An 18,535-nucleotide genomic window follows, 5' to 3' on the forward strand; every position below is an offset into this window, starting at 1 on the left:
TGGCAGGGATCAGGCGGTCAGCATCGCATGCAGCTGTGACGGGTACATGCCCCGTATGGGTAACAGGGTGTTCCAGCCAACGGCGCAGCCCCTCGTAGCTGTGGGGGTGGTCGCTGAAGGCGGAAGCAAGATCAAAAGCCGCGCTTGGCCGGGCGGGTGGGTTGCGCAGGACACGCCGTAAACCCGTGCATGGGGGCTCGATGGCGCCATCCATGGCGCCAACGGTCCTGCGCAACCCACCCGCCCGACCTCTGACAGTTTCCGTGTGCGTCCAGCCACGGAGAAGAAAAAAGAAAATCAAAATCAAACGCGGGTCGCGTCGCTCCTGGTGTCGACCAAGGTCGACACCCACCAGTTCGTAATGATCCGTGCCGAACAAGGTCGACACCTACAGCCATCGCAGTTCACCCACCGTCACCGGGAAACTGTCAGGGGTGGGGCGGTGTCGGGTTGCGGGGTGTCCGCGGCATGGATGCCGCGGCCAAGCCCCCAAGGACGGGTTTACGGCGTCCCCGCAACCCGACACCGCCCCGCCCAACAAACAGAAAAGCCAGAGCCGCTTTGGCTCTGGCTTCTGCTGTGGAACTTGACGTTGCCTCTGCGGGTGCCGGGCCGCAGGCCCGGCCGATGAACTCAGACCACCGGTTCGCGCAGGGCGGGGTTGTCCCAGCCCGGGCGCGGGGCGAAGCGGTCGCCGTGGCGCTGCTGCAGCGCCTTCAGCCGCTCGACGATCGCATCGGCACCGACCGCGCGGATGTGCTGGATCGGACCGCCGCGGAACGGCGCGAAACCAGTACCGAAGATCACGCCAGCATCCAGCAGGTCCGCGTCGGCCACCACGCCCTCGTGCAGGCAGGCCACCGCTTCGTTCAACAGCGGCAGGATCAGGCGGTCCTCCAGATCGGCCGGGGCCTGGTAGTCACTGGCCACGTCAGGCTTCTTCGGCTTGCCGTTCTCCCAGGTGTAGATGCCCTGGCCATCCTTCTTGCCGCGCTTGTCCGGTTCCACCGTCTGCAGTGCGGCCGGGATCTGCAGGCCCAGGAACGGCGCCAGTTCGCGGCCGACGCCGGCGGCCACGTCCAGGCCGACCGTGTCGATCAGCTCGATCGGGCCCATCGGCATGCCGAACTTCACCGCAGCCCTGTCGATCACCGGGCCCGGAATGCCCTCGGCATAGGCGGTGGCCGCTTCCAGCATGTACGGGAACAGCACGCGGTTGACCAGGAAGCCCGGGCTGCCGGCCACCGGCACCGGGAACTTGCCCAGCGCCTTGCAGAACGCGGCCAGGCGGCGCTCGGTTTCCGGCGCCATGCCGTCGTGGTGGATGATCTCCACCAGCGGCATCTGCGCGACCGGGTTGAAGTAGTGCAGGCCAGCGAACTGCGCCGGGCGCTGGATGTGGTCGCGCAGTTCCACCAACGGAATCGACGAGGTGTTGGTGGTCAGCAGCGCGTCCAGCTTCATCTTCGGTTCCAGCGTCTGGTACAGCGCACGCTTGGCCTCAGGGTTCTCGATGATCGCTTCGATCACCAGGTCGGCCTCGGCCACACCGTGGCCTTCCAGGTCGGCGCGCAGGCGCGCGGCCACGGCAGGGCGCTTGCTTTCATCGCGCACCTTCTTGGCGAACAGCGCCTGCGCGCGCTCCATGGCCGGGTCGATGAAGCGCTGCTCGCGGTCCTGCAGGGTCACCTCGAAGCCCTTGTAGGCGGCCCATGCGGCGATGTCACCGCCCATCACGCCGGCACCGACCACGTGCACGTGGCGGATGCCGGAATCACCGCCGCCCAGGCCCTTCAGGCGTTCGGTCAGGAAGAAGATGCGGATCAGGTTGCGCGCGGTCGGCGTGCTCGCCAGCTTCACCACCGCACGGCGTTCGGCGTCCAGGCGGGCCTGGATCGGCTTGCCGCCGCTGCGCTGCCAGGTGCTGATCAGCGCATACGGCGCCGGATACTGGTCCTTCTTCGCCTTGCGCGCGACCTGCTTGACCATCTGTGGGGCCAGCAGCGTGCGCGCCAGCCAGGTGTTGGTGGCCCACGCGGTGGCGCGCTGCTTGAACGGGCGGGTGGTGCCGGACAGGGCCAGCGCCACGGCGGTGTCGAGCACCACTGCCGGTGCCACCACCTTGTCGACCAGGCCGATGCCACGCGCGGCCGAGGCCGACAGGGTACGGCCGGTCAACATCATGTCCATCGCTGCGGGAGCGCCCACCAGCTGCGGCAGGCGCGCGCTGCCGCCCCAGCCGGGGAAAATGCCCAGCTGGGTTTCCGGCAGGCCGATGCGGGTGCTGCTGTCATTGGACGCCACACGGTAGCGGCAGGCCAGCGCCAGCTCGGTGCCGCCGCCCAGGCAGTGGCCGTGGATGGCCGCCACCGTAGGGCAGGGCAGCTCGGCCAGCTTCTGGTACGTGGCCTGGCCGCGACGGATCGCGTCGTTGACGGTGCCGCGCCGATCGAATTCCTGGAACTCCTTCAGGTCGGCACCGGCAATGAAGCCGGCCTTCTTCAACGACTGGATGACCACGCCCTTGGGCGGGTCCAGGGCAATGCGCTCAAGCAGGTCGCCCAGTTCCAGCAGCACGTCCTGCGACATCGCATTGACGCTGCTGTCCTGGCGATCCAGGGAGAGAACCACCACGCCGTCGTCGCGGATCTCGGGGTGCCAGTGGCTGAAGCGGAGACCATCGAAGCCTGAGAGCATGGACGTTCCATCCGGTTGTGTATGGAGAAGCGGCTATGATCCAGAGGTTGTTTCCCCCGCGTCAAATCCCAATAGCAGGGGTGTGGCGTCCCCGGATCCATGGCCGTGGACCGGAACGCTAACGGAACGGTGGTTAAAAGCTGGTGCGGCGCCAGGTGATCGGCGACTGAACTTTTCCCGGGATTGGCAGTCTCATTGCCCGACGTCGGTTGGGCTGACAGGAGTGCGGCCCCTCATGGCCGATGTTGATACACCTCAGGAGCTGGATCTGGAGCTGGTCCGGCGCGTGCAGCACGGCGAGAGTGCCGCGTTCGATGTCCTGGTGCGCAAGTACCAGCATCGGGTCGTGGCCCTGGTCGGTCGCTACATCGCCGACTGGAGCGAATGTCAGGACGTCGCCCAGGACACTTTCATCCGTGCCTACCGCGCGATCGGGAGTTTCCGTGGCGATGCCCAGTTCTCAACCTGGTTGCATCGAATCGCCGTGAATACCGCCAAAAACTACCTGGCTTCACACAATCGACGGCCGCCGACCGATGACATCGACATCGGCGATGCCGAACAGTTCGACAGCGGTACCCGCCTGCGCGACACCGATACGCCCGAACGCGAGTTGATGCGTCAGGAACTGGAACAGACGGTCATGAAGGCCGTCAACGCGCTGCCGGAAGAACTCCGGTCGGCGATCACCCTGCGCGAGGTGGAAGGCCTGAGCTACGAGGAAATCGCGCAGAAGATGGGGTGCCCGATCGGCACCGTGCGTTCACGGATCTTCCGGGCGCGCGAGGCGATCGACACCGAACTCCGGCCGCTGTTGGACATCGGCAGCGCCACCCGTGAGAAGAGCCGCGTATGACCAGTAACCCGTTCAACGAATCGCAGAACCATCAATCGCCCGCCGGGCAGCGCCTGGACCAGCGCCATCGCGAGCAGCTGTCGGCGCTGGTCGATGGCGAGCTCGGTGCCGATGAGGCGCGCTTCCTGCTGCGCCGCATGGAGCACGACCCCGAACTGGCCGGCTGCCAGGAGCGCTGGCAGCTGCTGGGCGACGTGATGCGCGGGCAGGCCCCGGCGCTGGCGCCGGCCGGCTTCAGCGCCGCCGTGGCCGCTGCCATTGCCGCCGAGCCGGTGCCACCGTCCGAGCCGCGTCGCCAGGTGCGCCGCGGTGGCTGGCGGGCCTGGGGCGGCGGCGCCGCCCTGGCCGCGTCGGTGGCCGCCGTCGCCCTGTTCATCGGCGGTGAGAAACTGAAGGAGGCGACGCCGGGTGAACCGCTGGCGCCGCAGGTGATCGCCAGCCAGGCGGAACTGGCGCCGGCACCGACCGCACCGGCCGCGGTGACCGAGGCGTCGGTGGATACGGCCGCGATGGCCGTGGCTGCTGCGCCGGCCGTGGCGATGGCCGCCTCCAGCCGCCGCCAGGACGCCCGCCGTGCCAGCGCCACGCGTACCCAGCAGGCCGGGCGTGCCGCGCAGCGCGATGAGGCCCCGCAACGGGCCATCGCCGCAGCGCCGGCGCCGTTGACCCCGACCGTGCCGGCCAACGCCAACCGCAACCTGCCGTTCGGCGAGGTGGGCGGATTGCAGGCCCGGCCGTGGCCGCGCTCCAGCCTGGCGCCCGCTGCCGGTGGCGCACTCAATGCCAGCTTCCCGGCCCATGCCGGCGGCGCGGCGTTCTACCCGTTCGAGCCGCGCCTGCAGGACGAGCTGCCGGTGCCGCCGCGCCCGCGCGACTGAGCCGGGCCTTCACGCCCCGCCGTCGGCGGGGCCCGTATTCCTCTTCCCATCCGACCCGGAGGTTGCCGTCCGATGATTCCCCGACTTCGCACGCAGGCCATTGGCCTGCTGGCCCTGACCCTTCCCCTGGCGGCCTGCGCGCAGGCGCCGGCGCCCGTCGCGCAGACCCAGCCCGCGCCAGCCGCGGCCGCGCGGGCACCGGCGCAGCCGCTGGTCAGTGGCCTGCCCGACTTCACCAACCTGGTCGAACAGGTCGGCCCGGGCGTGGTCAACGTCGATACCACCATCGTCCGCAACAATCGCCAGGCCGCGCGCGGCCCGATGGGCGACGATGACATGCCGGAGTTCTTCCGCCGCTTCTTTGGTCCCGACTTCCCGATGCCGGGGCAGGGGCCGGGTGGGCCGGACGGTGGCCCCAGCATCAAGGGCCGTGGCATGGGCTCGGGCTTCATCATCTCGCCCGATGGCTATGTGCTGACCAACTACCACGTGGTGGCCGACGCCAGCGACGTGAAGGTCAAGCTGGGCGACAGCCGTGAGTTCACCGCCAAGGTGGTGGGCAGCGACCAGCAGTACGACGTCGCGCTGCTGAAGATCGATGGCAAGAACCTGCCGACCGTGCGCGTGGGTGATTCCAACACCCTGAAGCCGGGCCAATGGGTCGTCGCGATCGGCTCTCCGTTCGGCCTCGACCATTCCGTTACCGCGGGCGTGGTCAGCGCCGTCGGCCGCAGTACGGGGGGCCCCGACCAGCGCTACGTGCCGTTCATCCAGACCGACGTGGCGATCAACCAGGGCAATTCCGGTGGCCCGCTGCTGAATACCCGCGGCGAGGTGGTTGGCATCAACTCGCAGATCTTCTCCGCCTCCGGCGGCTACATGGGCATCAGCTTCGCGATCCCGATCGATCTGGCGATGAGTGCGGTCGAGCAGATCAAGAAGAGCGGCAAGGTCACCCGGGGCCAGCTCGGCGCGGTGGTCGAGCCGATCGATTCGCTGAAGGCGCAGGGCCTGGGCCTGCCGGACAGCCGTGGCGCCCTGGTCAACCAGATCGTGGCCGGCAGTGCGGCCGCCAAGGCGGGCGTGCAGGTGGGCGATGTCATCCGCTCGGTCAACGGCAGCCCGGTCAACAGCTGGTCCGATCTGCCGCCGCTGATCGGTGCAATGGCGCCGGGCAGCAAGGTCAACCTGGTGGTGTACCGCGACGGCAAGCCGCATGACCTCAGCGCGACCCTGACCGCACTGAGTGAAGACGGCCAGGCCACTGCCCGCGGGCCGGCGGCCGGCGGGGCCGACGCGGCGCCGCAGACCGGCGTCAATGCCCTGCTGGGGCTGGACGTGAGCGACCTGAGCGCGGCCCAGCGCAAGCAGTTCGGGCTCAACAGCAACGAAGGCGTGCGCATCACCGCGGTCAAGGGCCAGGCCGCGCGTGATGCCGGGCTGTCGCCGGGCATGGTGATCCTGCAGGTTGGCCGGGTCGCGGTCGGCAGCGTGGATGCCCTGAACCGGGCGCTGTCCAGCTTCAAGAAGGACGACGTGGTGATGCTGCTGGTCCGCACGGCCAACGGCAACAGCGCCTTCGTGGCGGTCAAGGCCGGCCAGTAAGGCCCGCCGGGGCCGCTCCGGCGGCCTGCGTCTCCCCCCGAAGCCCCGCCCCGGCGGGGCTTCGGCCGTTCCAGGGCGGGCACGATGCGGCCGTTTTCGCGGCGGGGCGCCGGGCATGCGATAATCGACCGTTACCCTGACGACGCCGCGCGCCGCCGCCACCTATGTCTTCTGATTCGATGCGGAACATCCGCAACTTCTCCATCATCGCCCATGTCGACCACGGCAAGTCCACGCTGGCCGACCGCATCATCCAGCTCTGTGGTGGCCTGCAGGCCCGCGAGATGGAAGCGCAGGTGCTCGACTCCAATCCGATCGAGCGCGAGCGTGGCATCACGATCAAGGCACAGTCGGTGTCGCTGCCCTACCTGGCCAAGGACGGGCAGACCTACCACCTGAACTTCATCGACACCCCCGGGCATGTCGACTTCTCCTATGAAGTCAGCCGCTCGCTGGCCGCCTGCGAAGGCGCGCTGCTGGTGGTCGATGCGGCGCAGGGCGTGGAAGCCCAGTCGGTGGCCAACTGCTACACCGCCGTGGAGCAGGGCCTGGAAGTGGTGCCGGTGATCAACAAGATCGACCTGCCCACCGCCGACATCGAGCGCGCCAAGGCCGAGATCGAGGCCGTGATCGGCATCGATGCCTCCGACGCCGTGCCGGTCAGTGCCAAGACCGGCCTGAACGTGCAGGACGTGCTGGAAGCGATCGTGCACCGCATTCCGCCGCCAGCGCCGCGCGACACCGACAAGCTGCAGGCGCTGATCATCGACTCGTGGTTCGACAACTACCTCGGCGTGGTGTCGCTGGTGCGTGTGATGCAGGGCGAGATCAAGGCCGGTGACAAGCTGCAGGTGATGTCGACCGGCCGCAACCACCAGGTCGACAACGTCGGCGTGTTCACGCCGAAGCGGAAAGTGCTGCCGGCGCTGCGTGCCGGTGAAGTGGGTTGGGTCACCGCCAGCATCAAGGACGTGCATGGTGCGCCGGTCGGCGACACCCTCACCCTGGCTGGCGACCCGGCGCCCAAGCCGCTGCCGGGCTTCCAGGAAATGCAGCCGCGCGTGTTCGCCGGCCTGTTCCCGGTCGATGCCGAGGACTACCCGGACCTGCGCGAAGCGCTGGACAAGCTGCGCCTGAACGATGCCGCGCTGCGCTTCGAGCCGGAAAGCTCCGAAGCGATGGGCTTCGGCTTCCGCTGCGGCTTCCTGGGCATGCTGCACATGGAAATCGTGCAGGAACGCCTGGAACGCGAATACAACCTGGACCTGATCAGCACCGCGCCGACGGTGGTGTACGAGGTCCTGAAGACCGATGGCTCGATCATCAACATGGACAACCCGGCCAAGCTGCCGCCGGTGAACCAGGTCGAGGAGATCCGCGAGCCGATCATCCGCGCCAACGTGCTCACCCCCGAGGAGTACATCGGCAACATCATCAAGCTGTGTGAAGAAAAGCGCGGCAGCCAGATCGGCATCAACTACCTGGGCAGCCAGGTGCAGATCAGCTACGAGCTGCCGATGGCCGAGGTGGTGCTGGACTTCTTCGACAAGCTGAAGTCGGTCAGCCGCGGCTATGCCTCGCTCGATTACCACTTCGTGCGCTTCGACGCAGGCCCGTTCGTGCGCGTGGACGTGCTGATCAACGGTGACAAGGTCGATGCGCTGTCGCTGATCGTGCACCGCAGCCACGCCGACCGCCGTGGCCGCGAACTGTGCGAGAAGATGAAGGACCTGATCCCGCGCCAGATGTTCGACGTGGCCATCCAGGCTGCCGTCGGCTCGCAGATCATCGCCCGCACCACGGTCAAGGCCATGCGCAAGAACGTGCTGGCCAAGTGCTATGGTGGCGACGTTTCGCGCAAGAAGAAGCTTCTGGAAAAGCAGAAGGAAGGCAAGAAGCGCATGAAGCAGGTCGGACGCGTGGAGATTCCGCAGGAAGCGTTCCTGGCCGTCCTGCAGATGGACAACAAGTAAGGCCCGCACCGGCCCTGCGGGGCCGGTCGTCTGGTGACGTTGCAAAGGACCCTGAATGAAACTGTTTGAGATCCTCCTGGTCGTGCTGACCCTGGCCTCGGGCCTGATCCTGCTCGCGGACAAGCTGTACCTCGCCAAGCGTCGCGCCCAGCGCGCGGGCCTGCTCGACTCCGAGCCGGTGCTGGTGGATTACTCGCGTGCGTTCTTCCCGGTGCTGGCGATCGTGCTGATCGTGCGCAGTTTCATCGCCGAGCCGTACAAGATCCCGTCCAGCTCGATGATGCCGAACCTGCTGATCGGCGATTTCATCCTGGTCAACAAGTTCTCCTACGGCCTGCGCCTGCCGATCAGCAACACCAAGATCGTGCCGTTTGGCGAGCCGTCGCGCGGTGACGTGGTGGTGTTCCACTTCCCCGGCCACAGCGACAACGATCCGGCCAAGGGCGAGAACTTCATCAAGCGCGTGATCGGCGTGCCGGGTGACACCGTGGTCTTCGAAGGCGACGGCGTGATCCTCAACGGCGAGCCGCTGAAGTACGACAACAAGGGCATCTACGCCGGGCACAAGGGCCAGGGCGAGGGTGCCAACCTGCTGGTCGAGCACCTGCCGGGCCGCACCCACACCGTGCTGGAGACCGACTACCCGCGTGGCCAGGGCCAGTGGACCGTGCCGGCCGGCAAGTACCTGGTGATGGGCGACAACCGGGACAACAGCGATGATGGCCGTTTCTGGGGGCTGCTGCCGGAAGAAAACCTGCGCGGCAAGGCCTTCCTGATCTGGCTGAACTGCCAGGGCTGGTTCTGCAAGGATGGCTTCGAGCCGTCGCGGATCGGCTCGGGCATCAACTGAGTACCTTCACATCCAACGCGTATCTGGGGAGAACGCAATGAAGACGATGAACACGCAGCGTGGCATGACCCTGACCTCGTTCCTGACGGTCCTGATCGTGGTCGGTTTCTTCCTGTACATCGGCATGAAGCTGTTCCCGATGTACCAGGAGTATTACGCGGTGCGCTCGGCGATGAAGAGCCTGGCCAACGAGCCGGGCGTGGGCAGCATGGAGCCGGCCCGGATCCAGGATCTGTTCTTCAAGCGCCTGTACATCAACTACTCGGAAAACGTGAAGCCGGCCAACGTGAAGTTCGACCGTCGCGACAATGGCTGGACCCTCAAGGTCAACTACGAAGTGCGCCGTCCGCTGGTCGGCAACCTGGATGTGGTTGGCAAATTCGATTCATCCCAGGACCTGACCCGAAGCGGTGCCGAATAAACCTTTCCAACGTGGCGACCTGATCGGTCATCCCTTCCGCGACCCGGCGCTGCTCACGCAGGCGCTGACCCATCGCAGTGCCGGCGCGCCGCACAACGAGCGCCTGGAATTCCTGGGCGACAGCATCGTCAACATGATGGTGGCCGAAGCGCTGTACCAGCGCTGGCCCAAGACCGACGAGGGCGCGCTGACCCGCGCCCGCGCCGAGCTGGTGCGCGAGGGGGCGCTGGCGCTGATCGCCCGCACGCTGCAGCTGGGCGAACGCCTGACGCTGGGGCCGGGCGAGATGAAGTCCGGCGGCCACCGCCGCGATTCGATCCTGGCCGATGCGCTGGAAGCCGTGGTGGCTGCGATCTACCTGGATGCCGGTTTCGAGGCCTGCCGGGCGGTGGTACTGCCCTGGTTCAGCGCTTCGATCGAGGCACTGCCGGCCTCCGGCCGGCCCGAGAAGGACCCCAAGACCCGCCTGCAGGAATGGCTGCAGGCCCGACAGAAGGCGTTGCCGCAGTACGAACTGGTGTCAGAATCCGGTGACGACCACGCCAAACATTTCCGGGTACGCTGCAACGTAGCTGACCCGGCCGCCAGCACCGAGGGCGAAGGCCCCTCGCGGCGGCTTGCCGAACAACAGGCGGCTGCGGCCGTCCTAGAACAACTGGATTCCAAGTGAGCGAACAAACTCCCCATCATTGCGGCAGCGTGGCCGTCATCGGCCGCCCGAACGTGGGCAAGTCGACCCTGACCAATGCCCTGGTCGGCGCCAAGGTCAGCATCGTCTCCAACCGCCCGCAGACCACGCGCCATCGCCTGCTGGGCATCGCCACCTATCCGGAAGGCCAGCTGGTGCTGGTCGATACCCCCGGCCTGCACAAGGTGCAGAAGCGGGCGATGAACCGGGTGATGAACCGCGCTGCGCGCGGCTCGCTGGAAGGCGTCGACGCCGGCCTGCTGGTGATCGAAGCCGGCCGCTGGGACGAAGAGGACAGCCTGGCCTTCAACGTGCTGCGCGACGCCGGCATCCCGGTGGTGCTGGTGGTCAACAAGATCGATCGCCTGAAGGAAAAGGGCGCGCTGCTGCCGTTCCTGCAGCAGGTGACCGAAGGCCGCGACTTCGCCGCGGTGCACCCGATCTCGGCGCAGAAGCGCAACGGCCTGGAAGCGTTGGTGCGCGACGTGCTCAAGCTGCTGCCCGAAGCCCCGCCGATGTTCGGCGAGGACGAGATCACCGACCGCAGCCAGCGCTTCCTGGCCGGTGAACTGGTGCGCGAGCAGCTGATGCGCCAGCTCGGCGAGGAACTGCCTTACGCCACCACGGTCGAGATCGAGCGCTTCACCGAAGACGGCAATCTGCTGCGCATCGGTGCGGTGATCTGGGTCGAGCGCGAGGGCCAGAAGGCCATCGTGATCGGCAAGGGCGGCGCCCGCCTGAAAGAGATCGGCGCCAAGTCGCGCCTGCAGATGGAACGCCTGTTCGGAGCCAAGGTGTTCCTGGAAACCTGGGTGCGCGTGCGTGAAGGCTGGTCCGACGACGAGGCCGCACTGAAGGCCTTCGGCTACGAGTAAGCGGTCGCGGTCGCTTCGATGATGATCGAGGACGACACCGGCTTCGTGCTGCACGCACGGGCCTACCGCGAGACCAGCCTGCTGGTCGAAGTGTTGAGCGCGCAGCACGGGCGTATCGGACTGCTCGCGCGCGGCGTGTCCACCGCCAAGGGCCAGGTGCTGCGCGCGGCCCTGCAGCCGTTGCAGTGGATCCGCTTCAGTGCCCAGCAGCGCGGTGAACTGGCCCAGCTGCGGGGTGCCGAAGCGCTGGATGCGGCGCCACGCCTGGTCGGCCAGGCGATGCTGGCCGGCTTCTACCTGAGTGAACTGACCCTGCGCCTGGCCCCGCGCCAGGACCCGCTGCCGGAGCTGTACCTGGCTTACGGCGAAGCACGCGCACGGCTGGCGGTAGGTGCCGGGCTGGCCTGGACCCTTCGCCGCTACGAACGCGAGCTGCTGGCCGCGCTGGGCCTGGGCTTTGCGCTGGACAGTGCCAGCGACGGTCAGCCCATCGACCCGGCGGCGCGCTACGAACTGGACCCGCAGGAGGGGGCGCAGCGCCTGCTGAGCGAGCGTGGCGGGGAGCGCCGGGCGACGGCCACTGGCTCGGCGCTGCTGGCTCTGGCGGCCGACGAGGAGCCAGATGCCGCCGATCTGGCCAGCCTGCGCCTGCCGATGCGGCGGGTCCTGGCCCATCACCTGGGCGCGCGCGGGCTGAAGTCCTGGGAAATGCTCGAGCAGCTTGCGCCCCGCAGGTAGGGGGTGTACGGCAGGGCTTGCAGCCCTGCACCTGCCGAAGCCGAAGCCGAAGCCGAATCAACGTCAACGTCAACGGCAAAAGCTGGCTATCCGTGGGTAGGCGGGGTGGGTCCGGTTGAGGGGGGCGCTGCAAGTACGTCCATGTAAGCTCGGTCGCCGCATCCATGCGGCTCACGCCCCCTCAACCGGACCCACCCCGCCTTCGACAGTTTCTCGCGAGCTGTTGGACATGCCGACGGGGTCGGATCCGTTTTCCGCAGGAAAACGGATCCGACCCCAGATTGATTTCGATATCTGACAGAAATTCATCCACGCATGGCGTGGATCTACCCGATCGCGGAAAACTGTCAGAGGTGGGGCGGTGTCGGAGGGCGGGGTGTCAGCCGCATGGATGCGGCTGCCAAGCCCCCATGGATGGGTTCACGGCGTCCCCGCACTCCGACACCGCCCCGCCAACCCACGGAATGCCAGCTTTTGCTTTTGCTGTTGCCTTGGTTTGAAGCCTCGGCAGGTGCAGGGCGCAGCCCTGCCGACCAACCCTCAGTGCAGCAGGGCAGCTACCGCGTCGCGGAACCCCGCCTGGGCCTGCCCGGAGTCGGGTGCGTAATGCAGCTGGCGCACGGCCCGGCCCAACCGGGCCGCCCCCACGAAGCCACAGCTCGCCTGCAGCCGATGCAACTGGCTGCGCAGCTGGCGCTCGTCGTGCTGGTCCACCGCCTGCTCGACCGCGTCGCGCACACCGGGCAACTCGGCCAGGAACAGCTCGCGCAGGGCGATCAGATGGTTGCGCTGGCCATTGAGCGCGGCCAACGCCGCAGTCTCGTCCCAGTCCTGCACCTGCAGTTCGACGGCGGCCGGGGCCTGCGCCACGAAAATTCCCGCCGGGCTGTTGACCAGGGCGCGGCGCACCGCTTTCAGCAGCTGGTCGCGTCCGAGGGGCTTGACCAGCGTGTCACTGAAGCCGGCTTCGCGCAGGCGGGCGTGGATGGTGGCATCGCCGTCGGCGGTATGCGCCAGCGCCGGCGTGTCCGGATGGGATCGGCGCAGCTCGCGCAGCAGCTGCGCGCCATTGCCGTCCGGCAGGTTGACGTCGATCAGCCACAGATCATGCGCACCGGGTTCGGCACTGGCCAGCGCACTGGCCAGCGAATCTGCGGTGTCCACATCCGCCGGTAACGTTTCCAACGCCGCCTTGAAAAAACCGCGGCTGATGATGTCGTCCTCGACAAGCAGGAAGCGGGGCCGTGCGGCCCGCGGGGTCATCTGCATCAGGGCTGCCTCCATGTCAGCTGGCCCAATCATCAAGCACGACGGCCACCGGCGCAAGCGGGTCCGGACCCCATCAGTCAGGATCTGCGACAATACGCCCCCATTTTTGCCCGCAGCCTGTTGCCACGTGGCCCGATCCCGCTCCCGCACCGACCGTACCCCGTTCCAGACCGAGATCCTCGACCTCAGCCATGATGGTCGCGGCGTCGCCCGCCGTGAAGGCGAGGGCGGCAAGGTCACCTTCGTCAGCGGCGCCCTGCCCGGCGAGGTGGTGAAGGCTGAACAGACCGCCCGCAGCCGCCATTTCGACGAGGCACGCACGCTGGAGGTGCTGCAGGCCTCGCCGCAGCGGGTGACGCCGAAGTGCCCCCATTTCGGCACCTGTGCCGGCTGCGTGCTGCAGCACCTGGACGAGGCCCAGCAGATCGTCGCCAAGCAGCGCGTGCTGATGGACAACCTGGAGCGGATCGGCCATGTGAAGCCGGGCACCGTGCTGCCGCCGCTGGTCGGCGAGAGCTGGGGTTACCGCCGCAAGGGCCGCTTCTCGGTGCGCCGGGTCGAGAAGAAGGACAAGACCCTGGTCGGCTTCCGTGAACAGGATCCGCGTTTTGTCGCCGACCTCAGCCAATGCCTGACGGTGATTCCGGAAATCGGCACCAAGGTCGAGGCGCTGTCCACCTTCATCGAATCGCTCGATGGCAAGCGCGACATCCCGCAGATCGAGTTCATCGCCGGTGACCAGGCGGTGGTGCTGACCGTGCGCCACCTGCAACCGCTCAGTGATGCGGACCGCGCGGCCTGGGCGGCCTTCGGCCAGCAGCATGGGTTCGTGATCTACCTGCAGTCCGGCGGCGTGGACACCGTGCAGCCGCTGGACGGGCAGGGCGTGCCACTGTCGTTCCGGCTGGCGCCGTGGGACGTTGAACTGGCGTTCCGCCCGCTGGATTTCATCCAGGTCAATGCCAAGCTCAACGAGAAGATGATCGCCCATGCCCTGGACCTGCTGCAGCCGGGCGAGGACGAGCGCGTGCTGGACCTGTTCTGTGGCCTGGGCAACTTCACCCTGCCGCTGGCCCGCCGTGTGCGCGAGGTGGTGGGCGTGGAGGGCGATGCCGGCCTCGTCGCGCGTGCGCGTGAGAACGCCGAGCGCAATGGCCTGGCCAACGCACAGTTCTTCAGCGCCGACCTGACCCAGGACCAGCGCAGCACCCCGTGGATGCGCCAGGGCTTCGACAAGCTGCTGCTGGATCCGCCGCGCTCGGGCGCGATCGAAGTGCTGCAGCAGCTGCCGCTGAAGCAGTTCAAGCGCATCGTCTACGTCAGCTGCCACCCGGGCTCGCTGGCACGCGATGCCGGCTATCTGGTCAACGAACAGGGCTTCACCCTGGTCAGTGCCGGTGCGATGGACATGTTCCCGCACACCGCGCACGTGGAAAGCATCGCGGTATTCGAGAAGCGCTGAGCGGCGGTCATCACCCGTGGCGCATAATTGCGCCATGGGCATCGAAATCGAACGCAAATTCCTCGTCAGCAGTGAGGGCTGGCGCACCGCCGCGCATCGGGTGATCCCGATGGCGCAGGGCTACATCAACGACATGGGCGCGCTCGACCGCGGCACCCAGAACGCCTCGGTGCGCGTGCGCATCGAAGGCGACCACGCCGCGCTGAACCTGAAGTCGCGCACGATCGGCCATACCCGCCAGGAGTTCGACTATCCGATCCCGGTGGAGGATGCGCGCGCCCTGCTGGCGCTGTGCGTCGGTGGCCTGATCGACAAGCGCCGCCATCTGGTCGAACACGCCGGCCTGACCTGGGAAGTGGACGAGTTCCTCGGCGACAACGCTGGCCTGGTGGTGGCGGAGGTCGAACTGGACAGCGCCGACCAGGCGATCGACCTGCCGGACTGGGTCGGCGCCGAAGTGACCGACGACGCCCGCTACTACAACGTAGCGCTGGCCAATCATCCCTATTCACAGTGGTGAACCCCCCAAAAAGGGGACGGAGGGGATTAAGTCGTCTTTACCCCACCTGTGCGGGAAACGACTTAATCCCCTCCGTCCCCTTTTCTCGAGGGCGACGGGCCCCATGTGGTGGCGATGAGAATCGACATCTACTCCGACGTGGTCTGCCCCTGGTGCTGGATCGGCAAGCATCGTTTCCAGCAGGGCGTGCAGTTGCTGGGCGAGAACGCGCCTGACCTCGATATCCACTGGCAGCCGTTCCAGCTGGACCCGGATGCGGACGCTACCCCGGTGCCGCTGCGCGAGGCATACGTGCGCAAGTTCGGTGGCGTCGAGCGCACCGAGCAGATCCTCGGCCAGACCCAGACCACCGCGCGGGCCGAGGGCCTGCCGATGGACTTCAGCCGTGGCCAGGTGCGGGTGACCACGCTGCCGGCCCACCGGCTGCTGTGGTTGGCGGGCGAGCATGGCGTGCAGGACGCGGTCGGCGAGGCGCTGTTCCGCGCCCACTTCGAGCATGGCCAGAACCTGGCGGACCCCTCGGTGCTGATCAAGGCCGGCGTGGCAGGTGGCCTCGACGCTGGCGAAATCGCGCAGATGCTGGCCTCTGACCGCGGCCTGGCCGAGGTCGAAGCCAAGCTCGGCCAGGCCCATGCACTGGGCGTTTCCTCGGTGCCGACCTTCGTCATTGATGGAAAGTGGGCCATTTCCGGGGCACAGCCGCCCGAGGCCTTCGCCAACGCGCTGCGCCAGATCGCCTCCGAGCAGGGGGCTGCGGCCACCCCGGCTGACGGCGACGAGGCCTGCGGCCCGGATGGCTGCAAGGTCTGAGCAGATCGGGGGCAGCGCCCTGCGGGGATCCGGCCCCGGGGTCAGGTGCCCGCAGGGGCTCTGACCCCACACGCTTCCCCCTTGTTCTGACCCCTGCGCCTGTCGGCCGGTTCTGCGACAATGCGGCACTGCGCCATGCGGGCGCGTGTTGTGGAGATCGACCATGCTGCTGATCGGCGTTGCCGGCACCGAACTGACCGCCCAGGAACGTGACTGGCTGCAGCACGATGCCGTGGCCGGAGTGGTGCTGTTCAAGCGCAACTTCGCCTCGCGCCAGCAGGTGACCGATCTGAGTGCGGCGATCCGTGCCGCTGCCCCGCGCCCGCAGCTGATCTGCGTGGACCAGGAAGGCGGCCGCGTGCAGCGTTTCCGCGAGGGCTACAGTGCGCTGCCGCCGCTGCAGGACATCGGGGCGCTGTACGCCACCGATCCGCAGCAGGCGCTGGCGCTGGCGGAGCAGCACGCCTGGCTGATGGCCAGCGAAGTGCGCGCCAGCGGCGTGGACCTGAGCTTCGCGCCGGTGGTCGACCTGGGCCGTGGCAACCGCGCCATCGGCAACCGTGCCTTCAGTGAAGACCCGCAGGTGGTGGCCGCGTTCACCGCCGCCTATGTGCGCGGCATGCACGCGGTCGGCATGGCCGCCACGCTCAAGCATTTCCCCGGCCACGGCACCGTGCTGGAAGACACCCACGTCGATACCGCGATCGATCCGCGCGCGCTGGACGAACTGCGCGCCCAGGACCTGGTGCCGTTCCAGGCCGGCATCGCCGCCGGTGCCGACGCGGTGATGATGGCGCACGTGATCTATCCGCAGGTGGCACCGGAGCCCGCCGGCTACTCACCGCGCTGGATCCAGGACATCCTGCGTGGCGAGCTCGGTTTCCGTGGCGTGGTGTTCTCCGATGACATCGGCATGGCCGCCTCGCACAGCGCCGGTGGCGTGCCGGCACGCGTGCACGCGCATCTGGATGCGGGCTGCGACGTGGTGCTGGTCTGCCACCCGGAACTGGTCGACGAAGCCCTGCACGCCGTGCAGGGACGCGCTCTGAACACTGCTGCGCTGCTGGGCCTGCTGGGCCGCGGCGCGCTCGGCTGGGACGGCCTGCTGGCCGATGCCCGCCATGGCGACACCCAATCCCGTCTGCTTGAAACCCTTGGAAGAACCGTCTGATGCCCAACCTCACCATTTCCCAGGCCCTGGCCCAGGCTGACCTGCTGGTCGACCGCCCCACCATCGACAAGGCCATCGCAGCGATCGCCGACGCCATCGCGCGCGATTACAAGGGCGAGGTGCCGCTGTTCCTGTCGATCATGCACGGTGCGCTGCCGTTCGCCGGCCAGCTGGCGCTGGAACTGGGCGCGCGGGGTCAGGACGTGCAGTTCGATTACCTGCATGCCACCCGTTACCGCGGCGAAACCACCGGCGGCGACCTGGTCTGGAAGCACAAGCCGGCCACGTCGCTGTTCGGCCGCCGCGTGCTGCTGGTCGATGACATCCTCGACGAGGGCTACACCCTGCAGGGCGTGCGCACCTGGTGCCTGGAACAGGGCGCGACCGACGTGCGCATCGCGGCGATGACGGTGAAGAAGCACGACCGCGCGCTGCCGGACGTGACCGCCGACTACGCCGGCATCGAACTGCCGGACCGTTACGTCTTCGGCTTCGGCATGGACGTCAACGAGACCCTGCGCTGCGTGCCGGCGATCTACGCAATGAAGGAGTAACGGCGCAGCTGCCTGCGACGCGTCTTCTTCCACCGCCGGCATCCTCGGGTGCCGGCGTTCGTCTTTCCATGGAGTGCTTTGAATGCAACAGATCGCCCTGGCCGTGATCGGCGGTACCGGTGTCTACAACCTGGCCAAGCTCGACGACGTGCAGACCCACGAGGTCGACACCCGCTTTGGCCGCCCGTCCGGCCCGGTGCGCGTGGGCACGCTGCTCGGCCATCGCGTGGCGTTCCTGGCGCGGCATGGCGAGGGCCATTCACTGCCGCCGCACAAGGTCAACTACCGCGCCAATCTGGCCGCGCTGCAGCAGCTGGGCGCGCAGCGGGTGCTGGCATTGAACACGGTGGGTGGCATCACCGAGAACTTTGGTCCGCGCGTGCTGGCCTGCCCGGACCAGATCATCGACTACACCTGGGGCCGCATCAGCACGATCTGTGAAGAAGAAGGCACCGACGTGGTCCACGTCGATTTCGGCCATCCGTACACGCCGATGCTGCGCAGCAAGATCCTGGCCGCGGCCAGAGTGACCGGCGTCACGGTCCATGACGGAGGCTGCTACGGCGCGACGCAGGGCCCACGCCTGGAAACCATCGCCGAGATCGCCCGCATGCGCCGCGACGGCTGCGACCTGGTGGGCATGACCGGCATGCCGGAGGCCGCGCTGGCACGGGAGCTGGGGCTGGATTACGCCTGCCTGGCGATCGTCGCCAACTGGGCCGCCGGCTGCGGTGATGGCGAGGAAATCACGATGGCCGAAGTGCTGGCCAACGTCCAGGCGGCCAGCAACGGACTTCCGGAACTGGTGGGCGAATTGGCACGGGGGTGATTGTCTTCGCCGAGCAAGCTTTGCATACTCAGCTTGTGCGCGGGTTCAGCGTACACCACCCATTCATTGCATAAGGTCTCGCATCACCATGCCGAACGGTACCGTCAAGTGGTTCAACGACGCCAAGGGATTTGGCTTCATCTCGCCGGAGGATGGCAGCGCCGACGTGTTCGCGCACTTCTCCGCCATCAACTCCAAGGGCTTCCGCAGCCTGCAGGAAGGCCAGCGTGTCACCTATGACGTGACCCAGGGCCCGAAGGGCGCCCAGGCTTCGAACATCACGCCGGCCGAGTGACCCACTCGACAGTGCGTTGAAAACCCCGCTCCGGCGGGGTTTTT

Annotated in this window: 18 protein-coding genes; 16 read left to right on the forward strand and 2 right to left on the reverse strand. The window is 67.6% G+C overall.

What is annotated here, in order from left to right; all coding sequences use genetic code 11:
* Positions 1–633: 633 nt before the first annotated feature.
* Positions 634–2,697: a 3-hydroxyacyl-CoA dehydrogenase NAD-binding domain-containing protein gene (locus tag AC5P9C_RS00300; protein WP_049466844.1), complete on the reverse strand. Its 2,064-nt coding sequence runs from the start codon at positions 2,695–2,697 to the stop codon at positions 634–636.
* A 235-nt stretch (positions 2,698–2,932) separates the two neighbouring features.
* On the opposite strand from AC5P9C_RS00300, the gene rpoE reads away from it, so the two are divergent.
* The 9 genes from rpoE (at position 2,933) to recO (ending at position 11,581) form a co-directional block, all read left to right on the forward strand.
* Positions 2,933–3,553: an RNA polymerase sigma factor RpoE gene (gene rpoE, locus AC5P9C_RS00305; protein WP_005410606.1), complete on the forward strand. Its 621-nt coding sequence runs from the start codon at positions 2,933–2,935 to the stop codon at positions 3,551–3,553.
* A complete protein-coding gene (locus AC5P9C_RS00310; protein WP_057493447.1) occupies positions 3,550–4,431 on the forward strand; it encodes a sigma-E factor negative regulatory protein in 882 nt (293 codons plus the stop codon). The genes rpoE and AC5P9C_RS00310 overlap by 4 nt, the downstream gene beginning before the upstream one ends.
* Positions 4,432–4,503: 72 nt before the next feature.
* Positions 4,504–6,036, forward strand: a complete 1,533-nt coding sequence (locus AC5P9C_RS00315; RefSeq protein WP_150826914.1) for a DegQ family serine endoprotease — start codon at positions 4,504–4,506, stop codon at positions 6,034–6,036.
* 179 nt (positions 6,037–6,215) lie between these two features.
* Positions 6,216–8,009 carry a translation elongation factor 4 gene (gene lepA / locus AC5P9C_RS00320; protein WP_049435304.1) on the forward strand — a complete coding sequence of 598 codons (1,794 nt, stop codon included), beginning with the start codon at positions 6,216–6,218 and terminating at the stop codon, positions 8,007–8,009.
* A gap of 55 nt (positions 8,010–8,064) precedes the next feature.
* Positions 8,065–8,859 (forward strand): signal peptidase I, encoded by a 795-nt coding sequence (gene lepB, locus AC5P9C_RS00325; protein ID WP_049464368.1) that lies wholly within the window; start codon positions 8,065–8,067, stop codon positions 8,857–8,859.
* Positions 8,860–8,896: 37 nt separating this feature from the next.
* Complete coding sequence (locus tag AC5P9C_RS00330) at positions 8,897–9,280, forward strand: DUF4845 domain-containing protein (RefSeq protein ID WP_049464366.1); 384 nt, start codon at positions 8,897–8,899, stop codon at positions 9,278–9,280.
* Complete coding sequence (gene rnc / locus AC5P9C_RS00335; protein WP_053461035.1) at positions 9,270–9,950, forward strand: ribonuclease III; 681 nt, start codon at positions 9,270–9,272, stop codon at positions 9,948–9,950. Before AC5P9C_RS00330 ends, rnc begins: the two co-directional genes overlap by 11 nt.
* A complete protein-coding gene (gene era, locus AC5P9C_RS00340; protein ID WP_005410599.1) occupies positions 9,947–10,843 on the forward strand; it encodes a GTPase Era in 897 nt (298 codons plus the stop codon). Before rnc ends, era begins: the two co-directional genes overlap by 4 nt.
* Positions 10,844–10,861: 18 nt before the next feature.
* Positions 10,862–11,581 carry a DNA repair protein RecO gene (recO, locus tag AC5P9C_RS00345; protein ID WP_270948788.1) on the forward strand — a complete coding sequence of 240 codons (720 nt, stop codon included), beginning with the start codon at positions 10,862–10,864 and terminating at the stop codon, positions 11,579–11,581.
* A gap of 540 nt (positions 11,582–12,121) precedes the next feature.
* Here recO and AC5P9C_RS00350 read toward each other — a convergent pair.
* Positions 12,122–12,850: a response regulator gene (locus AC5P9C_RS00350; RefSeq protein WP_057493175.1), complete on the reverse strand. Its 729-nt coding sequence runs from the start codon at positions 12,848–12,850 to the stop codon at positions 12,122–12,124.
* A 127-nt stretch (positions 12,851–12,977) separates the two neighbouring features.
* Between AC5P9C_RS00350 and rlmD the strand changes: the two genes are divergently transcribed.
* The 7 genes from rlmD (at position 12,978) to AC5P9C_RS00385 (ending at position 18,491) form a co-directional block, all read left to right on the forward strand.
* A complete protein-coding gene (rlmD, locus tag AC5P9C_RS00355; RefSeq protein ID WP_053461033.1) occupies positions 12,978–14,312 on the forward strand; it encodes a 23S rRNA (uracil(1939)-C(5))-methyltransferase RlmD in 1,335 nt (444 codons plus the stop codon).
* Positions 14,313–14,346: 34 nt separating this feature from the next.
* Complete coding sequence (locus AC5P9C_RS00360) at positions 14,347–14,832, forward strand: CYTH domain-containing protein (protein ID WP_053506380.1); 486 nt, start codon at positions 14,347–14,349, stop codon at positions 14,830–14,832.
* Between the two features lie 114 nt (positions 14,833–14,946).
* Positions 14,947–15,642: a DsbA family oxidoreductase gene (locus AC5P9C_RS00365; protein ID WP_057493156.1), complete on the forward strand. Its 696-nt coding sequence runs from the start codon at positions 14,947–14,949 to the stop codon at positions 15,640–15,642.
* Between the two features lie 163 nt (positions 15,643–15,805).
* Positions 15,806–16,813 carry a beta-N-acetylhexosaminidase gene (gene nagZ, locus AC5P9C_RS00370; RefSeq protein ID WP_053506378.1) on the forward strand — a complete coding sequence of 336 codons (1,008 nt, stop codon included), beginning with the start codon at positions 15,806–15,808 and terminating at the stop codon, positions 16,811–16,813.
* Positions 16,813–17,367: a hypoxanthine-guanine phosphoribosyltransferase gene (locus AC5P9C_RS00375; protein WP_005418223.1), complete on the forward strand. Its 555-nt coding sequence runs from the start codon at positions 16,813–16,815 to the stop codon at positions 17,365–17,367. The genes nagZ and AC5P9C_RS00375 overlap by 1 nt, the downstream gene beginning before the upstream one ends.
* 82 nt (positions 17,368–17,449) lie before the next feature.
* Entirely contained in the window at positions 17,450–18,196 is a 747-nt protein-coding gene (locus tag AC5P9C_RS00380) for an S-methyl-5'-thioinosine phosphorylase (protein WP_049467884.1), read from the forward strand.
* A gap of 88 nt (positions 18,197–18,284) precedes the next feature.
* On the forward strand, positions 18,285–18,491 hold the full coding sequence (locus tag AC5P9C_RS00385) for a cold-shock protein (protein WP_005410590.1): 207 nt from the start codon (positions 18,285–18,287) through the stop codon (positions 18,489–18,491).
* Positions 18,492–18,535 lie beyond the last annotated feature (44 nt).

The sequence above is a fragment of the Stenotrophomonas sp. YJH_SMC_10 genome (assembly GCF_059371555.1).

Bases quoted from the DNA above. Each gene is read 5' to 3' on its own strand.
- AC5P9C_RS00315 (WP_150826914.1), top strand. From the start codon at position 4,504: ATGATTCCCCGACTTCGCACGCAGGCCATTGGCCTGCTGGCCCTGACC.
- AC5P9C_RS00350 (WP_057493175.1), bottom strand. From the start codon at position 12,850: ATGCAGATGACCCCGCGGGCCGCACGGCCCCGCTTCCTGCTTGTCGAG.
- nagZ (WP_053506378.1), top strand. From the start codon at position 15,806: ATGCTGCTGATCGGCGTTGCCGGCACCGAACTGACCGCCCAGGAACGT.
- AC5P9C_RS00360 (WP_053506380.1), top strand. From the start codon at position 14,347: ATGGGCATCGAAATCGAACGCAAATTCCTCGTCAGCAGTGAGGGCTGG.
- recO (WP_270948788.1), top strand. From the start codon at position 10,862: ATGATGATCGAGGACGACACCGGCTTCGTGCTGCACGCACGGGCCTAC.
- AC5P9C_RS00375 (WP_005418223.1), top strand. From the start codon at position 16,813: ATGCCCAACCTCACCATTTCCCAGGCCCTGGCCCAGGCTGACCTGCTG.
- AC5P9C_RS00365 (WP_057493156.1), top strand. From the start codon at position 14,947: ATGAGAATCGACATCTACTCCGACGTGGTCTGCCCCTGGTGCTGGATC.
- AC5P9C_RS00380 (WP_049467884.1), top strand. From the start codon at position 17,450: ATGCAACAGATCGCCCTGGCCGTGATCGGCGGTACCGGTGTCTACAAC.
- AC5P9C_RS00310 (WP_057493447.1), top strand. From the start codon at position 3,550: ATGACCAGTAACCCGTTCAACGAATCGCAGAACCATCAATCGCCCGCC.
- AC5P9C_RS00385 (WP_005410590.1), top strand. From the start codon at position 18,285: ATGCCGAACGGTACCGTCAAGTGGTTCAACGACGCCAAGGGATTTGGC.
- lepB (WP_049464368.1), top strand. From the start codon at position 8,065: ATGAAACTGTTTGAGATCCTCCTGGTCGTGCTGACCCTGGCCTCGGGC.
- AC5P9C_RS00330 (WP_049464366.1), top strand. From the start codon at position 8,897: ATGAAGACGATGAACACGCAGCGTGGCATGACCCTGACCTCGTTCCTG.
- AC5P9C_RS00300 (WP_049466844.1), bottom strand. From the start codon at position 2,697: ATGCTCTCAGGCTTCGATGGTCTCCGCTTCAGCCACTGGCACCCCGAG.
- lepA (WP_049435304.1), top strand. From the start codon at position 6,216: ATGCGGAACATCCGCAACTTCTCCATCATCGCCCATGTCGACCACGGC.
- rpoE (WP_005410606.1), top strand. From the start codon at position 2,933: ATGGCCGATGTTGATACACCTCAGGAGCTGGATCTGGAGCTGGTCCGG.